Source organism: Halobacteriovorax vibrionivorans (assembly GCF_003346865.1).
In the GTDB taxonomy this organism is placed as follows: domain Bacteria; phylum Bdellovibrionota; class Bacteriovoracia; order Bacteriovoracales; family Bacteriovoracaceae; genus Halobacteriovorax_A; species Halobacteriovorax_A vibrionivorans.
The window spans coordinates 1049996-1065917 of record NZ_QDKL01000001.1; the positions used below are offsets into that span (position 1 = coordinate 1049996).

Consider the following 15922-nt stretch of genomic DNA (forward strand, 5'->3'; position numbering starts at 1 on the left):
CAAATATAAAGGAGTCCTTATGCGTGCGATTTACACAAGAGACGATTTATCACCATCTATTGATGGAATATTGAGAATAAATGATGATCGAAGCCATCATTTAATTAAAGTTGCGCGTGTAAAAAATGGGGATGAAGTACTAATCCTTGATGGTCAAGGTGGCCGTTATCTTAGTGAAGTTATTAATTGTACTAAGAGAGAGGTTTCACTTAAGGTGAAGTCTTTTGATAAGGAAGAGAGATATTCAAATATTGATTTGGCCCTTGGTCTACCCAAAAGAGAAGCTTTTGAAAGTGCAATCAAGAATGCTACACAAGTTGGTATTAGTGCAATCTACCCATTTCGTGCAGAGTATTCTCAGTGGTCAATTAAAAACTTTTCTAGAGTTGAAACGGTCATAGAAAGTGCTCTTATACAATCAAATAACTGTTACTTCCCAAAGATAAATGAAGAAGTTAATAGTTTAGATGCGCTATTTGAGATTTTTAGCAGTTATGACTATATCTTTCTGACCACACTTTCTGATGCAGCAAATACAACTAAAGAAGCAACTAATTTAAGAAATAAAAAAATATTAATTATTATTGGACCAGAAGGTGGACTTTCACCCAAAGAAGAAGAACTTGTATTAAAACAAAGTAATGTTTTTGGTTTAAAGTTGTCGACACCAATTTTAAAAACAGAGACTGCGGTACCAACAATTGTTGGATACATACTCGGAAAATTTGATGTTAAATAAAAAATGTGTCATCCTATTATAAGAGGGATTTGGGATGAATATTGATACTGAACTACTAAATAAAAATAAGTACAACTCAATGAATATAAATAATTTAGATGATATCGATAACTTCGATATAGAAGACATTCCATTTAAACCAATAAATGAAGGCCTAGGTTTTCATCATGGGCAAAAAGAGAAGAGAACTCTTAAGCAAACACGTGTTGAAGTTACACCTACGCAAGCTCATGTAAACAATTTTAATAAGGTCTTAGGTCGAGAAAAGGAAATGAGTGTTCCATCTGAATTGGAAGCTTTTTACCGTAAAGGACAAGAGTCTGATATCCCTCAAGTTAATCGTGAAATTGAAATTAAAAGTAAATCGAAGGAAGTTTCTATCGTTAGAAGGTTCTTCTCTTATGTAATTGACATGAGTGTATCGACAGTGATCTTTGCTGTTATTATTTCTTCAATGTTCTTCATGACATCAATTCCATTAGAATCTTTTGTTTCATTAACACTTAAAAACTCTAGCTACCGTTATTTGATCGCTCTATTTGTTTTAATTCACTTAATTTATAGAATCACTTCTGTTTATCGACCGACTCTTGGTCAATATATTTGTGGTGTTAAGCCAAAGCAATCAAATGAAGCAGCTTTTAATACGATAATTGAAAGAACGCTATTTGAGTTTTTATCAATACCTCTTCTTGGAATTCCATATATCTTTGGACTGGATAAGAAGTTCTTTGGTAACAACCTAAAGAAGAATAAGTAAGATGAGTTACGAAGACGCTAAAGATTATGTAAATAAACATTTCAAAGACAAGAAGGTTGTTTTTACTAATGGATGTTTCGATATTCTTCATCGAGGTCATTTAATGTATTTAAATGAAGCTCGAGCGCTAGGCGATGAGCTTATTATAGGATTAAATTCAGATGCTAGTGTAAAACGTCTTAAAGGTGATGATCGTCCTGTTAATAATGAAGATGACCGTCTTTATATGCTTGAAAATCTAAAGGCCGTAAGTAAGGTTTTTATTTTTGAAGAAGATACTCCTTATGATCTCATAAAAGCAGTAGAACCAAACATTTTAGTTAAAGGTGGCGATTGGGCCGTTGATCAAATTGTTGGACACGATATTGTGACTGGCAATGGTGGTAAGGTTCTAAGCTTAAACTTTGAAGATGGTTACTCAACGACTAATCTAATTTCAAGAATTCAAGGCCGCTCATAGGTGTATCTACAAAAGTTTGCAGACCACTATCTGATATCAAACGAAGTTTCACAAATATTGATTCCCTTTGAACATTTATTAGTCTCAATAAAGGCTTCGTTAAAAACAGGCTTACCTGTAATTATTCTTTATCATGATCATGAATACGATTTAGCAAAACTTAAGAGTAAACATTTTATTCACAATGATAAACTTTCATTTATTAATACATCTCTAAAAAATCGATTTGAAACACATTGTAAAATTAGTAACCTTAGTGAAATGCTCCATTATATGCTTGAGTTGAACACTCGGCTATCTTAAAAAAACTTAACTTTTTTTCCACTTTTATCTCAAGAATATTTCCGAGTAACCGTTATGGGTATTACAACCAGTTGGGACTGGTTGTTTGGGATTTAATTGTTGAGACAAGGAGTTTCAACGCAAATTACACAAGGAGGTTGCTTATTCGAGGAGAATAGTAATGGGATTAAGAATTAACACGAACACACAGTCAATTGCAGCACAAAGAAGTTTAGGTCAAGTTAAGAGAGCACAAGGTGAATCTTTAAATAAGTTAGCATCTGGTTCTAGAATTAATAAAGCCTCAGACGATGCTGCAGGACTTGCGATATCTGAAAAGTTAAGAGCAAACATCAGAGGTACTCAACAAGCAGCTCGAAATGCTGGTGATGGTATCTCAATGATTCAGATCGCTGAAGGTGGGATGAACGAAGTATCTAATATTTTAGTTCGTCTAAGAGAGCTTTCAGTACAATCTGCATCGGATACAATTGGTGATACTGAACGTGAATTTACTGATAAAGAATTCCAACAACTAACTAAAGAAGTTGATAGAATTGCAGAGTCAGTACAATTTAACGGAACAGCACTAATCAATGGTGAAGGTTCAGAAAAAGAATTCCAAATTGGTCTTAATAATGATGAGACGAATGACAGAATTAAGTATGATCCATCAGCAGTATCAGTAAAAACAGAAGACCTTGGAATTGGAGGACTTTCTGTTGCTACTAAAGGTGATGCTCAATCTAACCTTGAGGCTATCGATAAGGCCATGACATCTGTATCAGGTGGACGAGCGGAGCTAGGGGCTTTACAAAATAGACTACAGTCTACAATTAATAACCTAGAGATCTCTAACGAGAACATGAGTGCCGCAAATTCACGAATCAGAGATACTGATGTAGCAGCTGAATCAGCAAACCTAGCGAAGTCAAATGTACTTACTAGTTCTGCAACTTCAGTTCTAGCTCAAGCTAATACTTCGAGCCAGTCTGCACTTAGACTAATCGGTTAAGAAAAAAAACAAAATCGAATGCAACACTTCAAGGGCCCTCTAACGAGGGCCCTTTTATGTTCAGGATGAACGGTATGTCGGCGGGAGGCAGGAGCCGGAGCCGACCTCAATGCAGTCTAAAAATCTATCTTAAAAACAGCAAAGCCATGCTTTCGCATGGCCCACTAGAATCTTGAAAGAGCTGAATCTCAGGAGAGAGGTTAAGCTCATAAAAAGTATAACTAACAAACCTGTTCATAAATATGAGATAAGTCATAGAATAATGACAAATTTATGAGTCACTTTTCGCGATTATATGCAGTTATATTTATTGAGGTTGTGGTTTTTAAGTAATTGAATTTATAGTAGTGGCCTTACTTTTCTCCAAATATTCGAGGGATTTACTAAAGTATTTACCCGAGTGTTCCGAACAGGTATCTGTGAACACGAGTTTCCCTGAATGGTATTTCAGTAGGACGTAGGAAAGGAGAATAACATGGGTTTACGTATTGCTACTAACACTGCAGCTCAAACGGTGCAGAAAAACATTAAACAAACAGGTAAGGCCTCAACAGAAGCCTTGGAAAAATTATCAAGTGGTAAGAGGATTAATAAGTCCGCAGATGATGCTGCCGGTTTAGCAATTGCTAAGAATATGGAAGCACAGGTAAAGGGTTTAAGACAGGCCTCTCGAAACGCAAATGATGGTATCTCAATGGTGCAAACTGCTGAGGGTGCCATGAACGAAACAAGTAATATTCTAGTTCGTCTAAGAGAGTTATCAGTACAGGCAGCATCGGATACTATCGGTGATACTGAACGTGGTTTCTTGGATAAAGAATATCAGCAATTGGTAGAAGAGGTTGATCGTATTGCAGAGTCAACAAAGTTTGGTTCTATTAGCCTCTTAAATGGATCTGGTTCAGAAATGGACATTCAGGTTGGTACATTTGCTGGAGAAAGTGGTCAGATTCAATACGACCCTTCTCAAACGAATGCAACAGCTTCAGCTCTTAATATCTCAGGGCTAAGTGTTTCATCTAAGGATGATGCTAGATCATCGATGGAAAATGTCGATGAGGCGATTACAAGTCTTTCTGAGCAACGTGCAAATTTAGGTGCGATTCAGTCGAGACTACAGTCGTCAGTTAATAATTTAGAGATTCAATCAACGAATCTAGATGCTTCTAGGTCTGTTATTGAAGATGCTGACGTGGCATATGAGTCATCACAATTAGCGTCGGCCAATATTTCTAAGCAAGCTGGTGTTTCTTCATTAGTACAAGCGAATAACCTAAATTCGCAAGCGCTTAGATTAGTAGGTTAATAATAATTTTGGAGTAGCGTGGGGGAAGATCCCCCCTCCTTTCTTAAATAGGCTCAGGAATAGTTCTTGGGCCTATTTTAATAGATGGTTGATATGGATAAAAATAAGTTTGAACAAGATATTATTGAGTCAATTAACGAGGATAATGAAGTTATTATCTGGGATGTAATTGAAAATAATATTCTTAGACTTCCCGTTAAGTTTAAGAGTCTCAACTCCTTTGCATCTAAATTATTTCTTACAATAGAAGATGGACTTAAAGATAGCTTGGCCCATTTTTTAAGAGGTCCGGGACTACTTAAGTTTTACATACCTGAGCTTCAGTTAGCGTTTGTGAGTGAATTAAATGCTGTTCATGGGACATCCTTAGAAGTTTCATATCCAGTAAAAGAAAAACGACTCGAAAGAAGGGAGCATAAGAGGTTTGAGCCTTTAACTCCACATTATGCAAAATTTCAAAACCTTAAATATGAAATATACGACATAAGTAAAGGCGGACTTTCTATTGTTTTAGGCTCTTCGCAATATGAACAATTATTTCAATTAAAGAATGATACATTGAATTTTACAATCGAATTCGCAAAAGAATCAGTTCATGTAAAAGGGAAGGTTGTTGATACGAAGAAGATTAAGCCTTATCAAATTTCACGATTTCCCTATGGTGCATATCGTTTAGCTGTTCAAGTTGAGGATAATTCAGGATACAAAAAGGAAGTGAAAAAGCTTCAAGATGGCTGTGATAAGCTTTTAAAAGATCTTCTTTGATTATTGGATGAAATCTTCTATGATTAATTAATATGGCCGATTATGTAATTTCAGATATTCATGTCAAATGGGATATGACCAATTCTGAACCACTTAAAAAATTCTTAGAAATTGACTTTAAACCAGAAGATCGTATTTATTTTCTAGGAGATATATTTGATTTAATGGTGGGAAGCTATGATGAGTATGAGGGACACTATGATTGGTTCTTTACTCGTATAAAAGAATTAGCAAAGGCCGGTCTTAAAATATTCTATATCCAAGGTAATCACGACTTTCATATTGAAGAGCTCTTGGCCAAGAGTGGGATAATAGTAAAATCTAAGCCTTTTGTTGAAATTATCAACGGCCAGAAGGTTCTCTTTTGTCATGGTGACGAAATTGAAATTGAAAATTTTAATTACAAAATATGGCGTGCATTTATTAGAAGTTATCCATTGGCCTTAATTTCAAAATATATTTTCAATTATAAAATTGTGAAAAAAATTGGGGATTATTTATCTCAAAAAAGTAGAAATAGAAATGAGAAACGCTACGGAGAAACTCAAAAAAACGATCATATACGTGATAAGTTTCGTCAATCTGCTTTGATTGCCAGTAAAAGTTATAATGTCGACATTATAATATGTGGCCATAGTCATTATATGGATAGTTACCATGGTGATAGTTTTGAATATTATAATTGTGGTTTTGTACCTGCTACAATGAAATACTTAAAAATTACAGAAAGGTATGAATTATTACCGCTCTAAGCTTCCTAGCGATGCCCATACTTAAACTTTTCTTTTAATGTCCTAAAATAATTTCTTTCTTCATTAGCATAGAAGTTTACATAATGTGTTCTTGATTTTTTAATGACAACTTCATCTTTGGCCTCTAAGCGAAATTCTTCCTGCCCATCAATTGTTAAGTAGATATCGTCATGTCCTCTTGGAATTATGATACTGATTACTTCACTGTCAGGTAAGACCATTGGCCGATGTGTTAAGGCGTGTGGACAAATAGGGGTAAGGACAACTCCTTTTACACTAGGGTGAAGAATTGGCCCGTTGGCCGCTAGTGAATAGGCCGTTGATCCAATTGGTGTGCTCACGATTAGTCCGTCACCTGCAAGATTGTATATACTTTGACCATTGGACTCTAGTTCTAAATTAAACATTCTAGAAATACCCGATTTAGTTATAACAGCATCGTTAAGAAAGTTGAACGTAAACGGTTTCTTACCCTTTCGTTGTATCTGAGCTTGATACATTTGAACTTTTCTTGTCTTAAGTTTGCCCTTTAGCGCAAGCTCTAGTCCATCGTAAAAGTCTTGTTTGGAAAACTCTGCAATAAAACCAAGGTTGCCCATATTGATTCCAAAGATATTAACTTTCTTAATGTTTTTACCTCTGGCTATTCCAATAAGTGTGCCATCGCCACCCATTGTTATAATTAGTTTACATTTTTTAGATATTTCATCTCGATGAATATAATTAAAATTCTTAGTTGTTGAGCCTTTGAATATCTTCTCTATTCTGCTCTTTTGAGAGTCTTCAAAGAAAATATCAACCTTTCTTCTCTTAAGCCAATTGGTAAGGTTAGGTAGTACTGTATTAAACTCAGTAATTACTTTTGGTTTTAGAATGATAGCTACTTTATTTATTGTGGCCATGCTTACCTCAGCTTAGAACTTCATTTATAAATTGATTGATATCGTTAAAAGGTTTTTGTATGACCTTACAACCATATAATGAAGCTTTTTGTACAATCTGATCAGAACTATATGCCGTAATAATATAAAATAAATTGGCAATCTCATCTTCGTTATACTTTGTTTTCGATTCTTCTATTATATCAAATCCAGTGATATCTTGAAGCATTAAATCACAAATGATTTTGTCGTATGAATTATTTTTAATTAATTCAATTGCTTCTTTGCCGCTAGCGGTCGATTCAACCTCTGCACTTTTACGCTTTAATAAAGTTGAGATGGTTTTTTGTATTAGTAGTTCGTCTTCAATGACTAATATTTTCAAAACGATACCTTTGGAAGTGTTAATCTAAATTTCGCACCAAAGTCTACATCCATTAGATTAATATCTCCATTAATCTTCTTTAAAAGATTTTTACATATGGCCAGTCCTAAGCCTGTGCCTGTTTCTTTAGTTGTAAAGAAAGGGGTGAAAATCTTATTTTTTATATTCTCAGGAATTCCGTTACCATTATCCATAATGTCGATATGTATATCATTATTATTTTCAATGACTTTAATTTCTATTTTACCATTATCAACATTTTCATTTGTGAGTGCTTGAGAACTGTTAATAAGTAGATTAAATATAACCTGACTCAATAGAGTACCATTGCTTTTTATTTCAATGTCATTTTCCATATCAAAGACAACTCGATGTGCTCTTGATTCAGATTTCGTTAATGTAATAGTTTCGTTAATTAAACTTTTTAAAGAAATCAGAGCTAGTTTCTCATCGTCTTTATAGAGATTTGAAAATTCTTGTATAATTGCTTGTGATCTTTTCACACTATTAGATATGTGCGACAGCGTATCTTTAACATCAAAGTCATTAGTTTGATCCATTAAGAGAGTGTGTGAAAGATCAATTCCAAACAGAGGATTACTCAATTCGTGTCTGAGAGTATTTAATAATTCACCCATGAGAAGAATTCTTTCATGGTGAAGAGAGCTCGTATCGTGTTGTGCAGCTTCCAAGTCCTCTTCTGTGATTGAATTACCTTCATCATTAAAGATCACTGTTTTTATGGGGAAATTATTTATTACATTTGCTTTTTCAAGTTCTACTTTCTTCTTGCTAACACTAGTTATGATTTTAAAGATTTTTGGTATTTGCTTAATTATGTAATTGTTAAACTTAAGGCGGTCATCGTCTGATAAAGGAAAAAGGTCATCTCTTGAGAGTAAAAATATTGTATTAAAATCTCTAAATGAGAGCTCTTTAGCAAGAAAGTGCCCATCAAGCTTAATATGTTTATTAAGCAGCTCTTTTTGATCAAAAGACTTATTTTTACTTTTTCTAACCTTGGTAAAAAGAGTGTTGAAAAACGCTGGGTCTTCAAAGCTTTCATAATACTCGCTATTTTTATATGAAAGAGAGTAGATATTTGTAGTTCCCTTTTCGTGAATTAGTACCTGTGAAGAAGAAAAGCCTGGAAGCTCTGGTGTATTGGTAAATGATTTAACTAGGGTGCGAAGATTGTCTTTCTTCTTAAATTCGTACTCTTTTGAGAAGTCATTTTCAAGAATAGAGCTTGTGTTAATAAGTTTAATTAATAAATCATGTACGTTTTGTAAGGTGAATTTTTGATCATTTATCTTTGCTACAACTTTATTGTTCTTAGCAGATAGGAGAAGTTGAGAGTTCTTTTTCGCAAGTAAATTAGAAAGTCCATCTTGATTTAAATACTCCAAGATGGACTTTTCTAAATAAATATTTAGATGTTGATTTTCGATTGTTGAATTAGAGGTATTGCTTTTTCTTTCCACTGTTTTAGATTATCCATTAGTTCGTACTCTAGCAAGTCAGAAAGCATAACGATATCGTTCTTCTCTCTAGCTGGAACTAGGGCCTTAATAACTGAAAACAGGTGGATTTCAAGGTTTTTAACCATTTCATTGTCTGCGAAGAATTCTGGATTACCTTTTCTGGCAGTAGCATGAATTCTTGTGATTAAATGGATATATAGCTCTAAAACTTCAATTAGATCAGCAAAGTATAAGTTTGCTTCATCTATATTGCCTTTGTTAAATTCTGCAGTTGTAATGATTATCTTATCTAATAATTGATCAATATATCCAAGACAATCATCAAGTGCTTCAAATGCAATCTCATAAGAGTTTTGAATTCTTAGGCTTGGGTAGTTTAATTCTGCAAGAGTATTATCGAGAACCTCTTCAACGTGATTTAACGCATAAGTTTCTCCATCAATTACAACTGCTGTAATTGATTCATTATTAGACAGTCCCCCGTCACTTTCAACTGCGCTAATCGCTTGGCGTAGCGTGATAATATCCCCATCGAGAGAAAAGCTATCATTTCCTAGTTCTAAAGTAATCATACGTTATCCCTTGCAGCTTCCGGCTGCTTTTTAATAAGAGAGCACTTTTCAAAAAACTCATAGAGCACACTACAAAGTAGTGAGACTTCGTTGTAAGTAAAGAATGCTGACTCTGATAATTTTACTAAATTATGTCCTTGTAGATTGTTTTTCGCTACTTTGGCGTAATCGACAACTGGTGCTAGTAGAGGATATGAGCTTAGTATCATATCACTAAGAGTGTCGACTTCATCAAGCTTTGCAGAAAACTTCTTAATTTCTTCGAGGCTTGGTGTGTTTTTACTGATTTCTTCAATAATGTATCTTGAGTACTTTTTACCAAATTCTGAAAGCTCAAATAGTGCCTCAATACCTTTTGTATGAGACATTAACTGTGCTTTAGCTTCACTATTAATAACAGGGATATCCATGCTAATGTTAGCTTCAGTAATAATGCTAGACCACGCAATGTGATAGAAATTTCGCATAATCTCTTTTGCATTTTGTTCCTTGTGTAAAAGTTCGTTAATTGTAACATCACCATTTGCAAGCATATCTGTTTTGTAGAGGTTTAACTTGTTTATAGAAAGTGTAGAGCAGCTATTGTGTAGCTCTTCTATATTAATTAAGTTCTTTTTAAGTAGTTGCTCAATACATTGATAAGTTACGTTATATGGTAATTCATCACTTTTTTGTCTTGGTGCCAGATTGTAGTTATCAAGTGCATATGGAGTGGTTTCATGAGGTCTAACAGGTCCTAGTGAGATTGTAAGAGACTTTACATTCTTATAGCTCAATAAGTTACCAATCATTGAATCGTGTCCAACGAATAGGTAGTTTTGATCAACTTTTTCATAAAGCTCTTGTAACTCTAAACCTAACCATTGATCGACTCTATCTTTAAATGAGGATAGAAGCTCTGAGTTTAGGATCTCTTCAGTCTTTGTCTTATCTAAAGAACTTCCACAGATAATCACTTTAGTGTCTTTGTTTCTTTTTAAAGTTTGATAGATTACTTCCACCCATCTATTCGAAGTCCATTGTTTAGACTCCTGTGAAGTGAATGGGTGAATAAGAACATGACTTTTTTCTTCATTTGAATATTCTTTATTACTCAAGTGAGTCATTTTCTTATTAACACCAATGATGTTTGCAAATAAGTCAACAAGGTTAAATGGGTTGAGATCTCCTCTCATAACTGTTGAGTATAGGTATTGTGACCACTTATCCTGAAGTACTCTTTCATGCATTAGGTTAAAGTATGGTCCAACCTTGTTTTCAGATTTAATAAGTGTGTGAAGATATGTTGATGATTTAGAAAAAGCAAGATTGATAGATACATCAATTCTTTCTTCATTTATCTGAGTCATTTGTTTTTTTAGATTAGATAGAGCGTCTTTCGAACTATCAGCTCCAACCATGGCAGATTTATGATCAATTTGAATGATCTTATCAAAATACTTATTAAGTATGAATTTAATTGGTTCACTAAACTTCTTTCTTGCAATTAAGATGACTCGAAATTCAGGATGATTTTCTTTCATGAGTCTTATTGCATGTGTTGTTTGTAGAAGATCTCCAATTCTTGTCGTTTGGATAATCGCAATTGTCTTTTTTACTTCATCAGAATGATCATTTTGTGTTTTGATTGCGTTCATAAATACCTCTATTGCTCTTCTTCTAGGATTGAACATAGGTATAAAAAGGCCATGTCGTCCTCTTTTAGCGTCTCACGCTTTATTTGCAGCTCTTTTATTCTTTCTAATTCAGAAAAGAAGTCTTTTTTAAAGTTATTCTGATCTTGATTCATGTATAAAGTCCTTTGCCGATTCTGTGCGAATCTTGCTGCGATTTTCTCTTATGAGATTTGAAACTTCTTTGACTTGTTCAAATTGAATTTGTAAGTCGTTTTTAAGTCCAATTAGTGTATTTTCAATTTCTTCTATAGTCGGATTGTCTATATTACTTATTTTTGCTTTATAAAATAAGAAAGGTAGTGAACAGTAGTCAGACGCACTAGTTATATAACGATTCATTTCTAACAACTTCTCATTCAGCTTTTGACTGTCTTTAGCTAAGGCCGTTTTTATTGCTGCTAATACATGACGAGATGATTTGATTAATTCACCTTGTGTTTGCTCTAGCCAGTTTGAAGTGAAGTTCAAGTTAGATTCGATTATCCCATGACTAGAAAGGCTTTTTCTTTCAATTTTTCTTAATATAAAGTCTCTTGAAAGATAACGAGAGATTTCAATCTCTGCATCAAAGCGTCCTTCAATATTTTTATAGAAAGTACCAACCTCATCATTCTCAGGTCGATAGACTGAGATTTCTTTGTTTTCTAACTTTGCATCTGTGAAACCTAGATAATATTTTTCAAGGCCATAAATGATATCATTAGCTTTTATAACTTCGTTACTTCTTACTTGTTTTTCAGTGTGAACACTTGCTGTATATGTAAAATCACGATCTTTTAACCTTGGAGTCATAATAATACTCTCTGGGTTTACTGTTCCTTGTTTTAAAAATGGTGAAGGACCCATTGATAATTCTATTAAAGGAACATCGAGTATATCAGCGACATGCTTAATAGCTGTATCTGGAGTTACTAAAATATCGCAATTAATTAATACAGAAGGAAGCGCCGTGAAGGGAGCCTCTATTGTTACTGCTTTCTTATCAAGTTCTGAATTAATTTTGTTCGCAAAATTTCTTTCTTCCGACGTTGGAGCAATTAATAGAAGTGGAATAGTATCAACTCGATTATTTAATTCATTAATAAGTTTGATAAGCTCACTTCTTTCGATCATCTTGCTGAGGTTAGATGCCGTAAGCTGTAAACCAATTATTTTAGGATTATTTTTACTCTCTGATTTGCGCATCTTTAGGAAGTTTTGATGGCATACCTTATTGTATTCATTTGAAACATTTAACGAGTTAAATGAGTTGTTTTCTTTTAAACAGCACATCTTGTGGTAAGTGTCATTAAAGTTTATAGGTGTATATTTTTGTTGAGTTAAAATATCATTAAAAACAATAGACCATTCATTTGAATAATTTACATTACAATGTGTATCAAACTTTATGCCTTTGTATTCCTTTGCTAGGTAAGATGTAAGGCTTGTTGAAATTCGATCATTAGAATAATTGATAACTAAATTCCAACCCTTGTTAATTTCCTTAATCGTTTTACCAAATTCATCAAGAGCAAAGCCATCAGAATATATTTTATTCTTTTTATAACTAACAATTCTTTTACGATCGAGAGTGAAGATTTGCTTTATGCCACCTAGTGTTTGTGCAGAAGTTTCAAATTCTTTATTTATTAGAATTGAAATATTTGAATCTGGGTGTTTGTATTTTAAAGAAGAGATGAGTCTTCCCATCTGAAAAATGTCACCATGTCGCTTGAAATTTATTATTAGTATATCTTTCATCTTATCCTCGTGCCTTATCCTTGCTTAATGATTGCATCAAAAGCAAGTAGCAAAAAGTCGTTCTTATTTTTAAATTCACTTGTTTGATAAATATTTTCTTCAATGTATTCGTCGACACTCAAGTTTTGATTGCCATTATAAAGTAGGGTCTTAAGCTCTGCTGACTTTATATGTTCAACACATTCAGAGATTCTCTTATCTGCTTCAAAGTCTAGAAATGCTTTGTAGAAATCTGTGTATAAAGAAAATGAAGGAGCATGTGTAAGAATCGTTGGTTTTGACGAAAGAAATGTAACGACGCTTTTTTCTTTATAAATATTTGCAACTGAGTCAGTTGCATAGACTTCGATATTCTTATTTGGAAATAGATTATTTTTAATGCATTCAGAATATGTTTGCTCATTAGGTTCAATTACGATGACCTTATAGTTTTGACCATGATAGCTCTCAAGTAGCTTACACGCTTCATACACATGATAGGCAAAACCTAGCCCTAATATTAGAAGATGATTATTTTCTTTAAGTTGATGTTCGATGTTGGCGATTATCTTTTTAGCTTCTTTAGCTGGATGATAATTAGAGTGTAGGTGAACACCATTAATTACTGGAACCTTTAAATTACTTCGAGATTGTTTTATCTCGTAACTTTCAATATTTAAAAATGATAAAGACTTTGGATTAATTTCCTGACTTGAATTTTTTGCCAATTCCATAATTTCCTCTTCCTAAGGGATAATGGGTAAATATAGGTGAAGCTCTTTCCTAGAGCTCCACCAGATTATACTATACTTTTGATTAAGCGGGCAAACAGGTCGAGTATTACCTAGTCTTTGTATTATTTAGGTTATAACCCTGAAACTGTTTACGTGTTTTGTAGACGTTAGAGATTTCTCTTGTAGTTGACTCTTTTGCTTGGGATAGTTCTTCGAGACATTTACGATCAAGCTCATCATTTTTTTTAACTATTTCTGTTACATCACTAATCCAGGACTTGAATACATCGATTTCAGAACTAGTATAATGAGTCGAAGCGCACTGTAATTTACTTTCAATTTCATCTTGAAGCAGCCTAACGATATTGATTAAACGCTCACGGTTATCAGCGATCTGCTCTACGCTTTCAAAATTACCTGATTGACTATTCTTTAGCATGGATTGTGTTGCATCCACGAGTACATTCATCAGGTCAAGATGACGCATGATTTTTCCGGCGAGGCTATCAAAATTGGCCATTATTTTGCCTTCTGTTCTGCTCTTAATTGCTTGATGGCCTGTTGCCAACCTTCATATAGAGTCGTTAAAACATCGAGTACACCTTTTAATGGTTCTTTATCGATCTTGATATTAGCTTGTGTACTTGAATGTAGCATATAGTCATAAAGTGACGACAATTCATTGGCAACATCTCCACCAACTTCAAAGTCTAGACTACTGTTAAGTTCAATAATAATGTCCTGCAACTTTCCAATGTATTGGCCCTTTTCTGCAATATCCTTTTTTTCAATTGCTTCAATGGCCTTCTTACAATTCTTAATTGCAGCTTGATAAAGCATTAGTAGGATTTGTTCCTTACTTGCTGTTTTTACAGATGTTTGTTTGTAAGCACCTAAACCGTAACTCATTTAATTCTCCTTACTATCCCATTGGCGAAGGTGCGCCACCTAGGCCAGCACCTTGTGCCTTAATTCTTGACATTGTTCCTTCTAATCGAGCGAACTTATCTTTTAAGTTTTTTTCTTTTTGCTGTAGCATATTTTCTCGCTGAGCAATTCTTCGGTCGATTGTTTCAATATTATTATCTAATGAACGTTTTCTTGATGATAATAGACCATTTGGAAATTGTAGAAGCTGACCAACAGTTTCTTTAAGATTATCAATGAAACCATTCGTTTTAGTTCCATCTTCATAGCGTCCAGTTAAAACCTCCGCTACGTGATCATAATCCTTTTCCATCTCACTTTTAAATTTCTCTTGATCAAATTCTAAAAGACCTTCTCTTGTAAATTGAATACCGATATTTCCTATACGGGACGTTCTTCCATCAACTTTAATATCTTTAAAGATTGTATTTCTAATTCTTGATTCAATAGACTGTAGTAGGATATCCCCACCTAGTGTTCTAGATGTATCCGTATTCTCATCCATGGTATTTTGTTGTTTAATAAAAGAAAGAACACCATTGATTTGTTCAATTAGTGAGTTGATCTTTTCACCAACTTTCCCAGCATCCTCACTGATATTTATTGTAAATTCTTCACCTGGCTTCGCTTTTTTTAGATCAATTGTTACACCTGGAATAAGTTCAGCTGCTTTATTTTCAGGGAGTTCAATTTCAAAACCATCAAGGGCAACAATTGCATCTTGGGCCTCTCTTTCAAACTCAATATAAAAGTCTTGCTCTCCATCGACAAAGTAGAAGTATGGAAAGTCAGCCTTATTGATATCTCCAGTGTCTTTAAGGGAGAGAATTAGTCTCCACGGTGTATCTGAGCCGGAACCATCATTTACAACACTTGCTCTAAGGCCTGCGTCGTCATTTTTATTGATTAGCTTTGCAACAGACTTAAGTGAAGCATTATCTGCATCAATATATATCTCTTTATTTTCACCGTTTGGTAATGTGTATTGAATAAATCCTACACCGATATAGCTCTCGTCTGGATCAGCAAATCCAGAGGTCATTGCCGATGACTTCTGTGCAAGTTGTTTAACTTCAAATTGATAGGTCGCAGGCTCTGCGATGTTCTTGTCAGCACTGATTTCTACGATATCATCGTTTCCAACAACTTCCAGCTCTCTTAGGGATCTCGCACTACCGTTTTGGAGGAGTGTACCACGCATGGCCTCAACAAGAGATGAGAGTTGCTGAACAAGAGCTTTCTTGTCCTGAATCTTTCCCTTGCGCGCTTCCATATTATTAATAGGTATACGCTCAGCTTTCATGATTTGCTGAACAATATCCTTTGGAAGGCCGGTGTTAATGGAGCCCATTGCTATAGACAAAAAATCCTCCTGATTTTCTACGTGAAATTCCTTTTCACGCAAGTCTCCAACACTGATTTTATCATACTTGAGGTTTTTTTTCCGCTGCATCATTAGTGGAAG

The 15922-nt window shown here is 34.2% G+C and carries 18 protein-coding genes; 7 read left to right on the forward strand and 11 right to left on the reverse strand.

All coding sequences use genetic code 11. The annotated features are described in order from the left end of the window. Window positions 1-19: 19 nt before the first annotated feature. From DAY19_RS05140 to DAY19_RS05175, 7 genes are all read left to right on the forward strand, one after another. Window positions 20-739 (forward strand): RsmE family RNA methyltransferase, encoded by a 720-nt coding sequence (locus tag DAY19_RS05140; protein WP_114706096.1) that lies wholly within the window; start codon window positions 20-22, stop codon window positions 737-739. A gap of 34 nt (window positions 740-773) precedes the next feature. After that, window positions 774-1499 carry an RDD family protein gene (locus DAY19_RS05145; protein ID WP_114706097.1) on the forward strand — a complete coding sequence of 242 codons (726 nt, stop codon included), beginning with the start codon at window positions 774-776 and terminating at the stop codon, window positions 1497-1499. A gap of 1 nt (window position 1500) precedes the next feature. Beyond that, window positions 1501-1959 carry a D-glycero-beta-D-manno-heptose 1-phosphate adenylyltransferase gene (gene rfaE2 / locus DAY19_RS05150; RefSeq protein ID WP_114706098.1) on the forward strand — a complete coding sequence of 153 codons (459 nt, stop codon included), beginning with the start codon at window positions 1501-1503 and terminating at the stop codon, window positions 1957-1959. Window positions 1960-2422: 463 nt separating this feature from the next. Further along, the gene (locus tag DAY19_RS05160) at window positions 2423-3256 is read left to right on the forward strand and encodes a flagellin N-terminal helical domain-containing protein (RefSeq protein ID WP_114706100.1); all 834 of its coding nucleotides are present in this window, start codon (window positions 2423-2425) and stop codon (window positions 3254-3256) included. Window positions 3257-3731: 475 nt separating this feature from the next. After that, window positions 3732-4562, forward strand: coding sequence for a flagellin N-terminal helical domain-containing protein (locus DAY19_RS05165; protein ID WP_114706101.1), 831 nt, complete (start codon window positions 3732-3734; stop codon window positions 4560-4562). Between the two features lie 93 nt (window positions 4563-4655). Further along, on the forward strand, window positions 4656-5327 hold the full coding sequence (locus tag DAY19_RS05170; protein ID WP_158536793.1) for a PilZ domain-containing protein: 672 nt from the start codon (window positions 4656-4658) through the stop codon (window positions 5325-5327). Window positions 5328-5359: 32 nt separating this feature from the next. Beyond that, the gene (locus DAY19_RS05175; RefSeq protein WP_114706103.1) at window positions 5360-6079 is read left to right on the forward strand and encodes a UDP-2,3-diacylglucosamine diphosphatase; all 720 of its coding nucleotides are present in this window, start codon (window positions 5360-5362) and stop codon (window positions 6077-6079) included. 5 nt (window positions 6080-6084) lie between these two features. Here DAY19_RS05175 and DAY19_RS05180 read toward each other — a convergent pair whose 3' ends face one another. From DAY19_RS05180 to fliD, 11 genes are all read right to left on the reverse strand, one after another. Further along, window positions 6085-6981: an NAD(+)/NADH kinase gene (locus DAY19_RS05180; protein ID WP_114706104.1), complete on the reverse strand. Its 897-nt coding sequence runs from the start codon at window positions 6979-6981 to the stop codon at window positions 6085-6087. 7 nt (window positions 6982-6988) lie between these two features. Continuing rightward, window positions 6989-7345 (reverse strand): response regulator, encoded by a 357-nt coding sequence (locus DAY19_RS05185; RefSeq protein ID WP_158536794.1) that lies wholly within the window; start codon window positions 7343-7345, stop codon window positions 6989-6991. Continuing rightward, on the reverse strand, window positions 7342-8829 hold the full coding sequence (locus tag DAY19_RS05190; protein WP_114706106.1) for a sensor histidine kinase: 1488 nt from the start codon (window positions 8827-8829) through the stop codon (window positions 7342-7344). Before DAY19_RS05190 ends, DAY19_RS05185 begins: the two co-directional genes overlap by 4 nt. Continuing rightward, window positions 8778-9401, reverse strand: a complete 624-nt coding sequence (locus tag DAY19_RS05195) for a hypothetical protein (protein WP_114706107.1) — start codon at window positions 9399-9401, stop codon at window positions 8778-8780. Before DAY19_RS05195 ends, DAY19_RS05190 begins: the two co-directional genes overlap by 52 nt. After that, window positions 9398-11038, reverse strand: a complete 1641-nt coding sequence (locus tag DAY19_RS05200) for a glycosyltransferase family 9 protein (RefSeq protein WP_158536795.1) — start codon at window positions 11036-11038, stop codon at window positions 9398-9400. Before DAY19_RS05200 ends, DAY19_RS05195 begins: the two co-directional genes overlap by 4 nt. Before the next feature lie 8 nt (window positions 11039-11046). Continuing rightward, on the reverse strand, window positions 11047-11190 hold the full coding sequence (locus DAY19_RS15215; RefSeq protein WP_158536796.1) for a hypothetical protein: 144 nt from the start codon (window positions 11188-11190) through the stop codon (window positions 11047-11049). After that, a complete protein-coding gene (locus DAY19_RS05205) occupies window positions 11171-12817 on the reverse strand; it encodes a glycosyltransferase family 9 protein (RefSeq protein WP_114706109.1) in 1647 nt (548 codons plus the stop codon). Before DAY19_RS05205 ends, DAY19_RS15215 begins: the two co-directional genes overlap by 20 nt. A 14-nt stretch (window positions 12818-12831) precedes the next feature. Continuing rightward, the gene (locus tag DAY19_RS05210; RefSeq protein WP_114706110.1) at window positions 12832-13530 is read right to left on the reverse strand and encodes a hypothetical protein; all 699 of its coding nucleotides are present in this window, start codon (window positions 13528-13530) and stop codon (window positions 12832-12834) included. A gap of 106 nt (window positions 13531-13636) precedes the next feature. After that, entirely contained in the window at window positions 13637-14017 is a 381-nt protein-coding gene (locus DAY19_RS05215; protein ID WP_133296888.1) for a hypothetical protein, read from the reverse strand. Between the two features lie 32 nt (window positions 14018-14049). Further along, window positions 14050-14439, reverse strand: a complete 390-nt coding sequence (gene fliS, locus DAY19_RS05220) for a flagellar export chaperone FliS (protein ID WP_114706112.1) — start codon at window positions 14437-14439, stop codon at window positions 14050-14052. A 13-nt stretch (window positions 14440-14452) separates the two neighbouring features. Next, window positions 14453-15820 (reverse strand): flagellar filament capping protein FliD, encoded by a 1368-nt coding sequence (fliD, locus tag DAY19_RS05225; protein WP_158536797.1) that lies wholly within the window; start codon window positions 15818-15820, stop codon window positions 14453-14455. Window positions 15821-15922 lie beyond the last annotated feature (102 nt).

What these genes read in the sequence shown, in the direction of transcription:
- DAY19_RS15215 (WP_158536796.1), bottom strand. Translation starts at nt 11,190, where the DNA reads ATGAATCAAGATCAGAATAACTTTAAAAAAGACTTCTTTTCTGAATTA.
- DAY19_RS05210 (WP_114706110.1), bottom strand. Translation starts at nt 13,530, where the DNA reads ATGGAATTGGCAAAAAATTCAAGTCAGGAAATTAATCCAAAGTCTTTA.
- DAY19_RS05160 (WP_114706100.1), top strand. Translation starts at nt 2,423, where the DNA reads ATGGGATTAAGAATTAACACGAACACACAGTCAATTGCAGCACAAAGA.
- DAY19_RS05195 (WP_114706107.1), bottom strand. Translation starts at nt 9,401, where the DNA reads ATGATTACTTTAGAACTAGGAAATGATAGCTTTTCTCTCGATGGGGAT.
- DAY19_RS05145 (WP_114706097.1), top strand. Translation starts at nt 774, where the DNA reads ATGAATATTGATACTGAACTACTAAATAAAAATAAGTACAACTCAATG.
- DAY19_RS05215 (WP_133296888.1), bottom strand. Translation starts at nt 14,017, where the DNA reads ATGCGTCATCTTGACCTGATGAATGTACTCGTGGATGCAACACAATCC.
- DAY19_RS05165 (WP_114706101.1), top strand. Translation starts at nt 3,732, where the DNA reads ATGGGTTTACGTATTGCTACTAACACTGCAGCTCAAACGGTGCAGAAA.
- DAY19_RS05140 (WP_114706096.1), top strand. Translation starts at nt 20, where the DNA reads ATGCGTGCGATTTACACAAGAGACGATTTATCACCATCTATTGATGGA.
- DAY19_RS05170 (WP_158536793.1), top strand. Translation starts at nt 4,656, where the DNA reads ATGGATAAAAATAAGTTTGAACAAGATATTATTGAGTCAATTAACGAG.
- DAY19_RS05175 (WP_114706103.1), top strand. Translation starts at nt 5,360, where the DNA reads ATGGCCGATTATGTAATTTCAGATATTCATGTCAAATGGGATATGACC.
- fliS (WP_114706112.1), bottom strand. Translation starts at nt 14,439, where the DNA reads ATGAGTTACGGTTTAGGTGCTTACAAACAAACATCTGTAAAAACAGCA.
- rfaE2 (WP_114706098.1), top strand. Translation starts at nt 1,501, where the DNA reads ATGAGTTACGAAGACGCTAAAGATTATGTAAATAAACATTTCAAAGAC.
- DAY19_RS05205 (WP_114706109.1), bottom strand. Translation starts at nt 12,817, where the DNA reads ATGAAAGATATACTAATAATAAATTTCAAGCGACATGGTGACATTTTT.
- DAY19_RS05180 (WP_114706104.1), bottom strand. Translation starts at nt 6,981, where the DNA reads ATGGCCACAATAAATAAAGTAGCTATCATTCTAAAACCAAAAGTAATT.
- DAY19_RS05200 (WP_158536795.1), bottom strand. Translation starts at nt 11,038, where the DNA reads ATGAACGCAATCAAAACACAAAATGATCATTCTGATGAAGTAAAAAAG.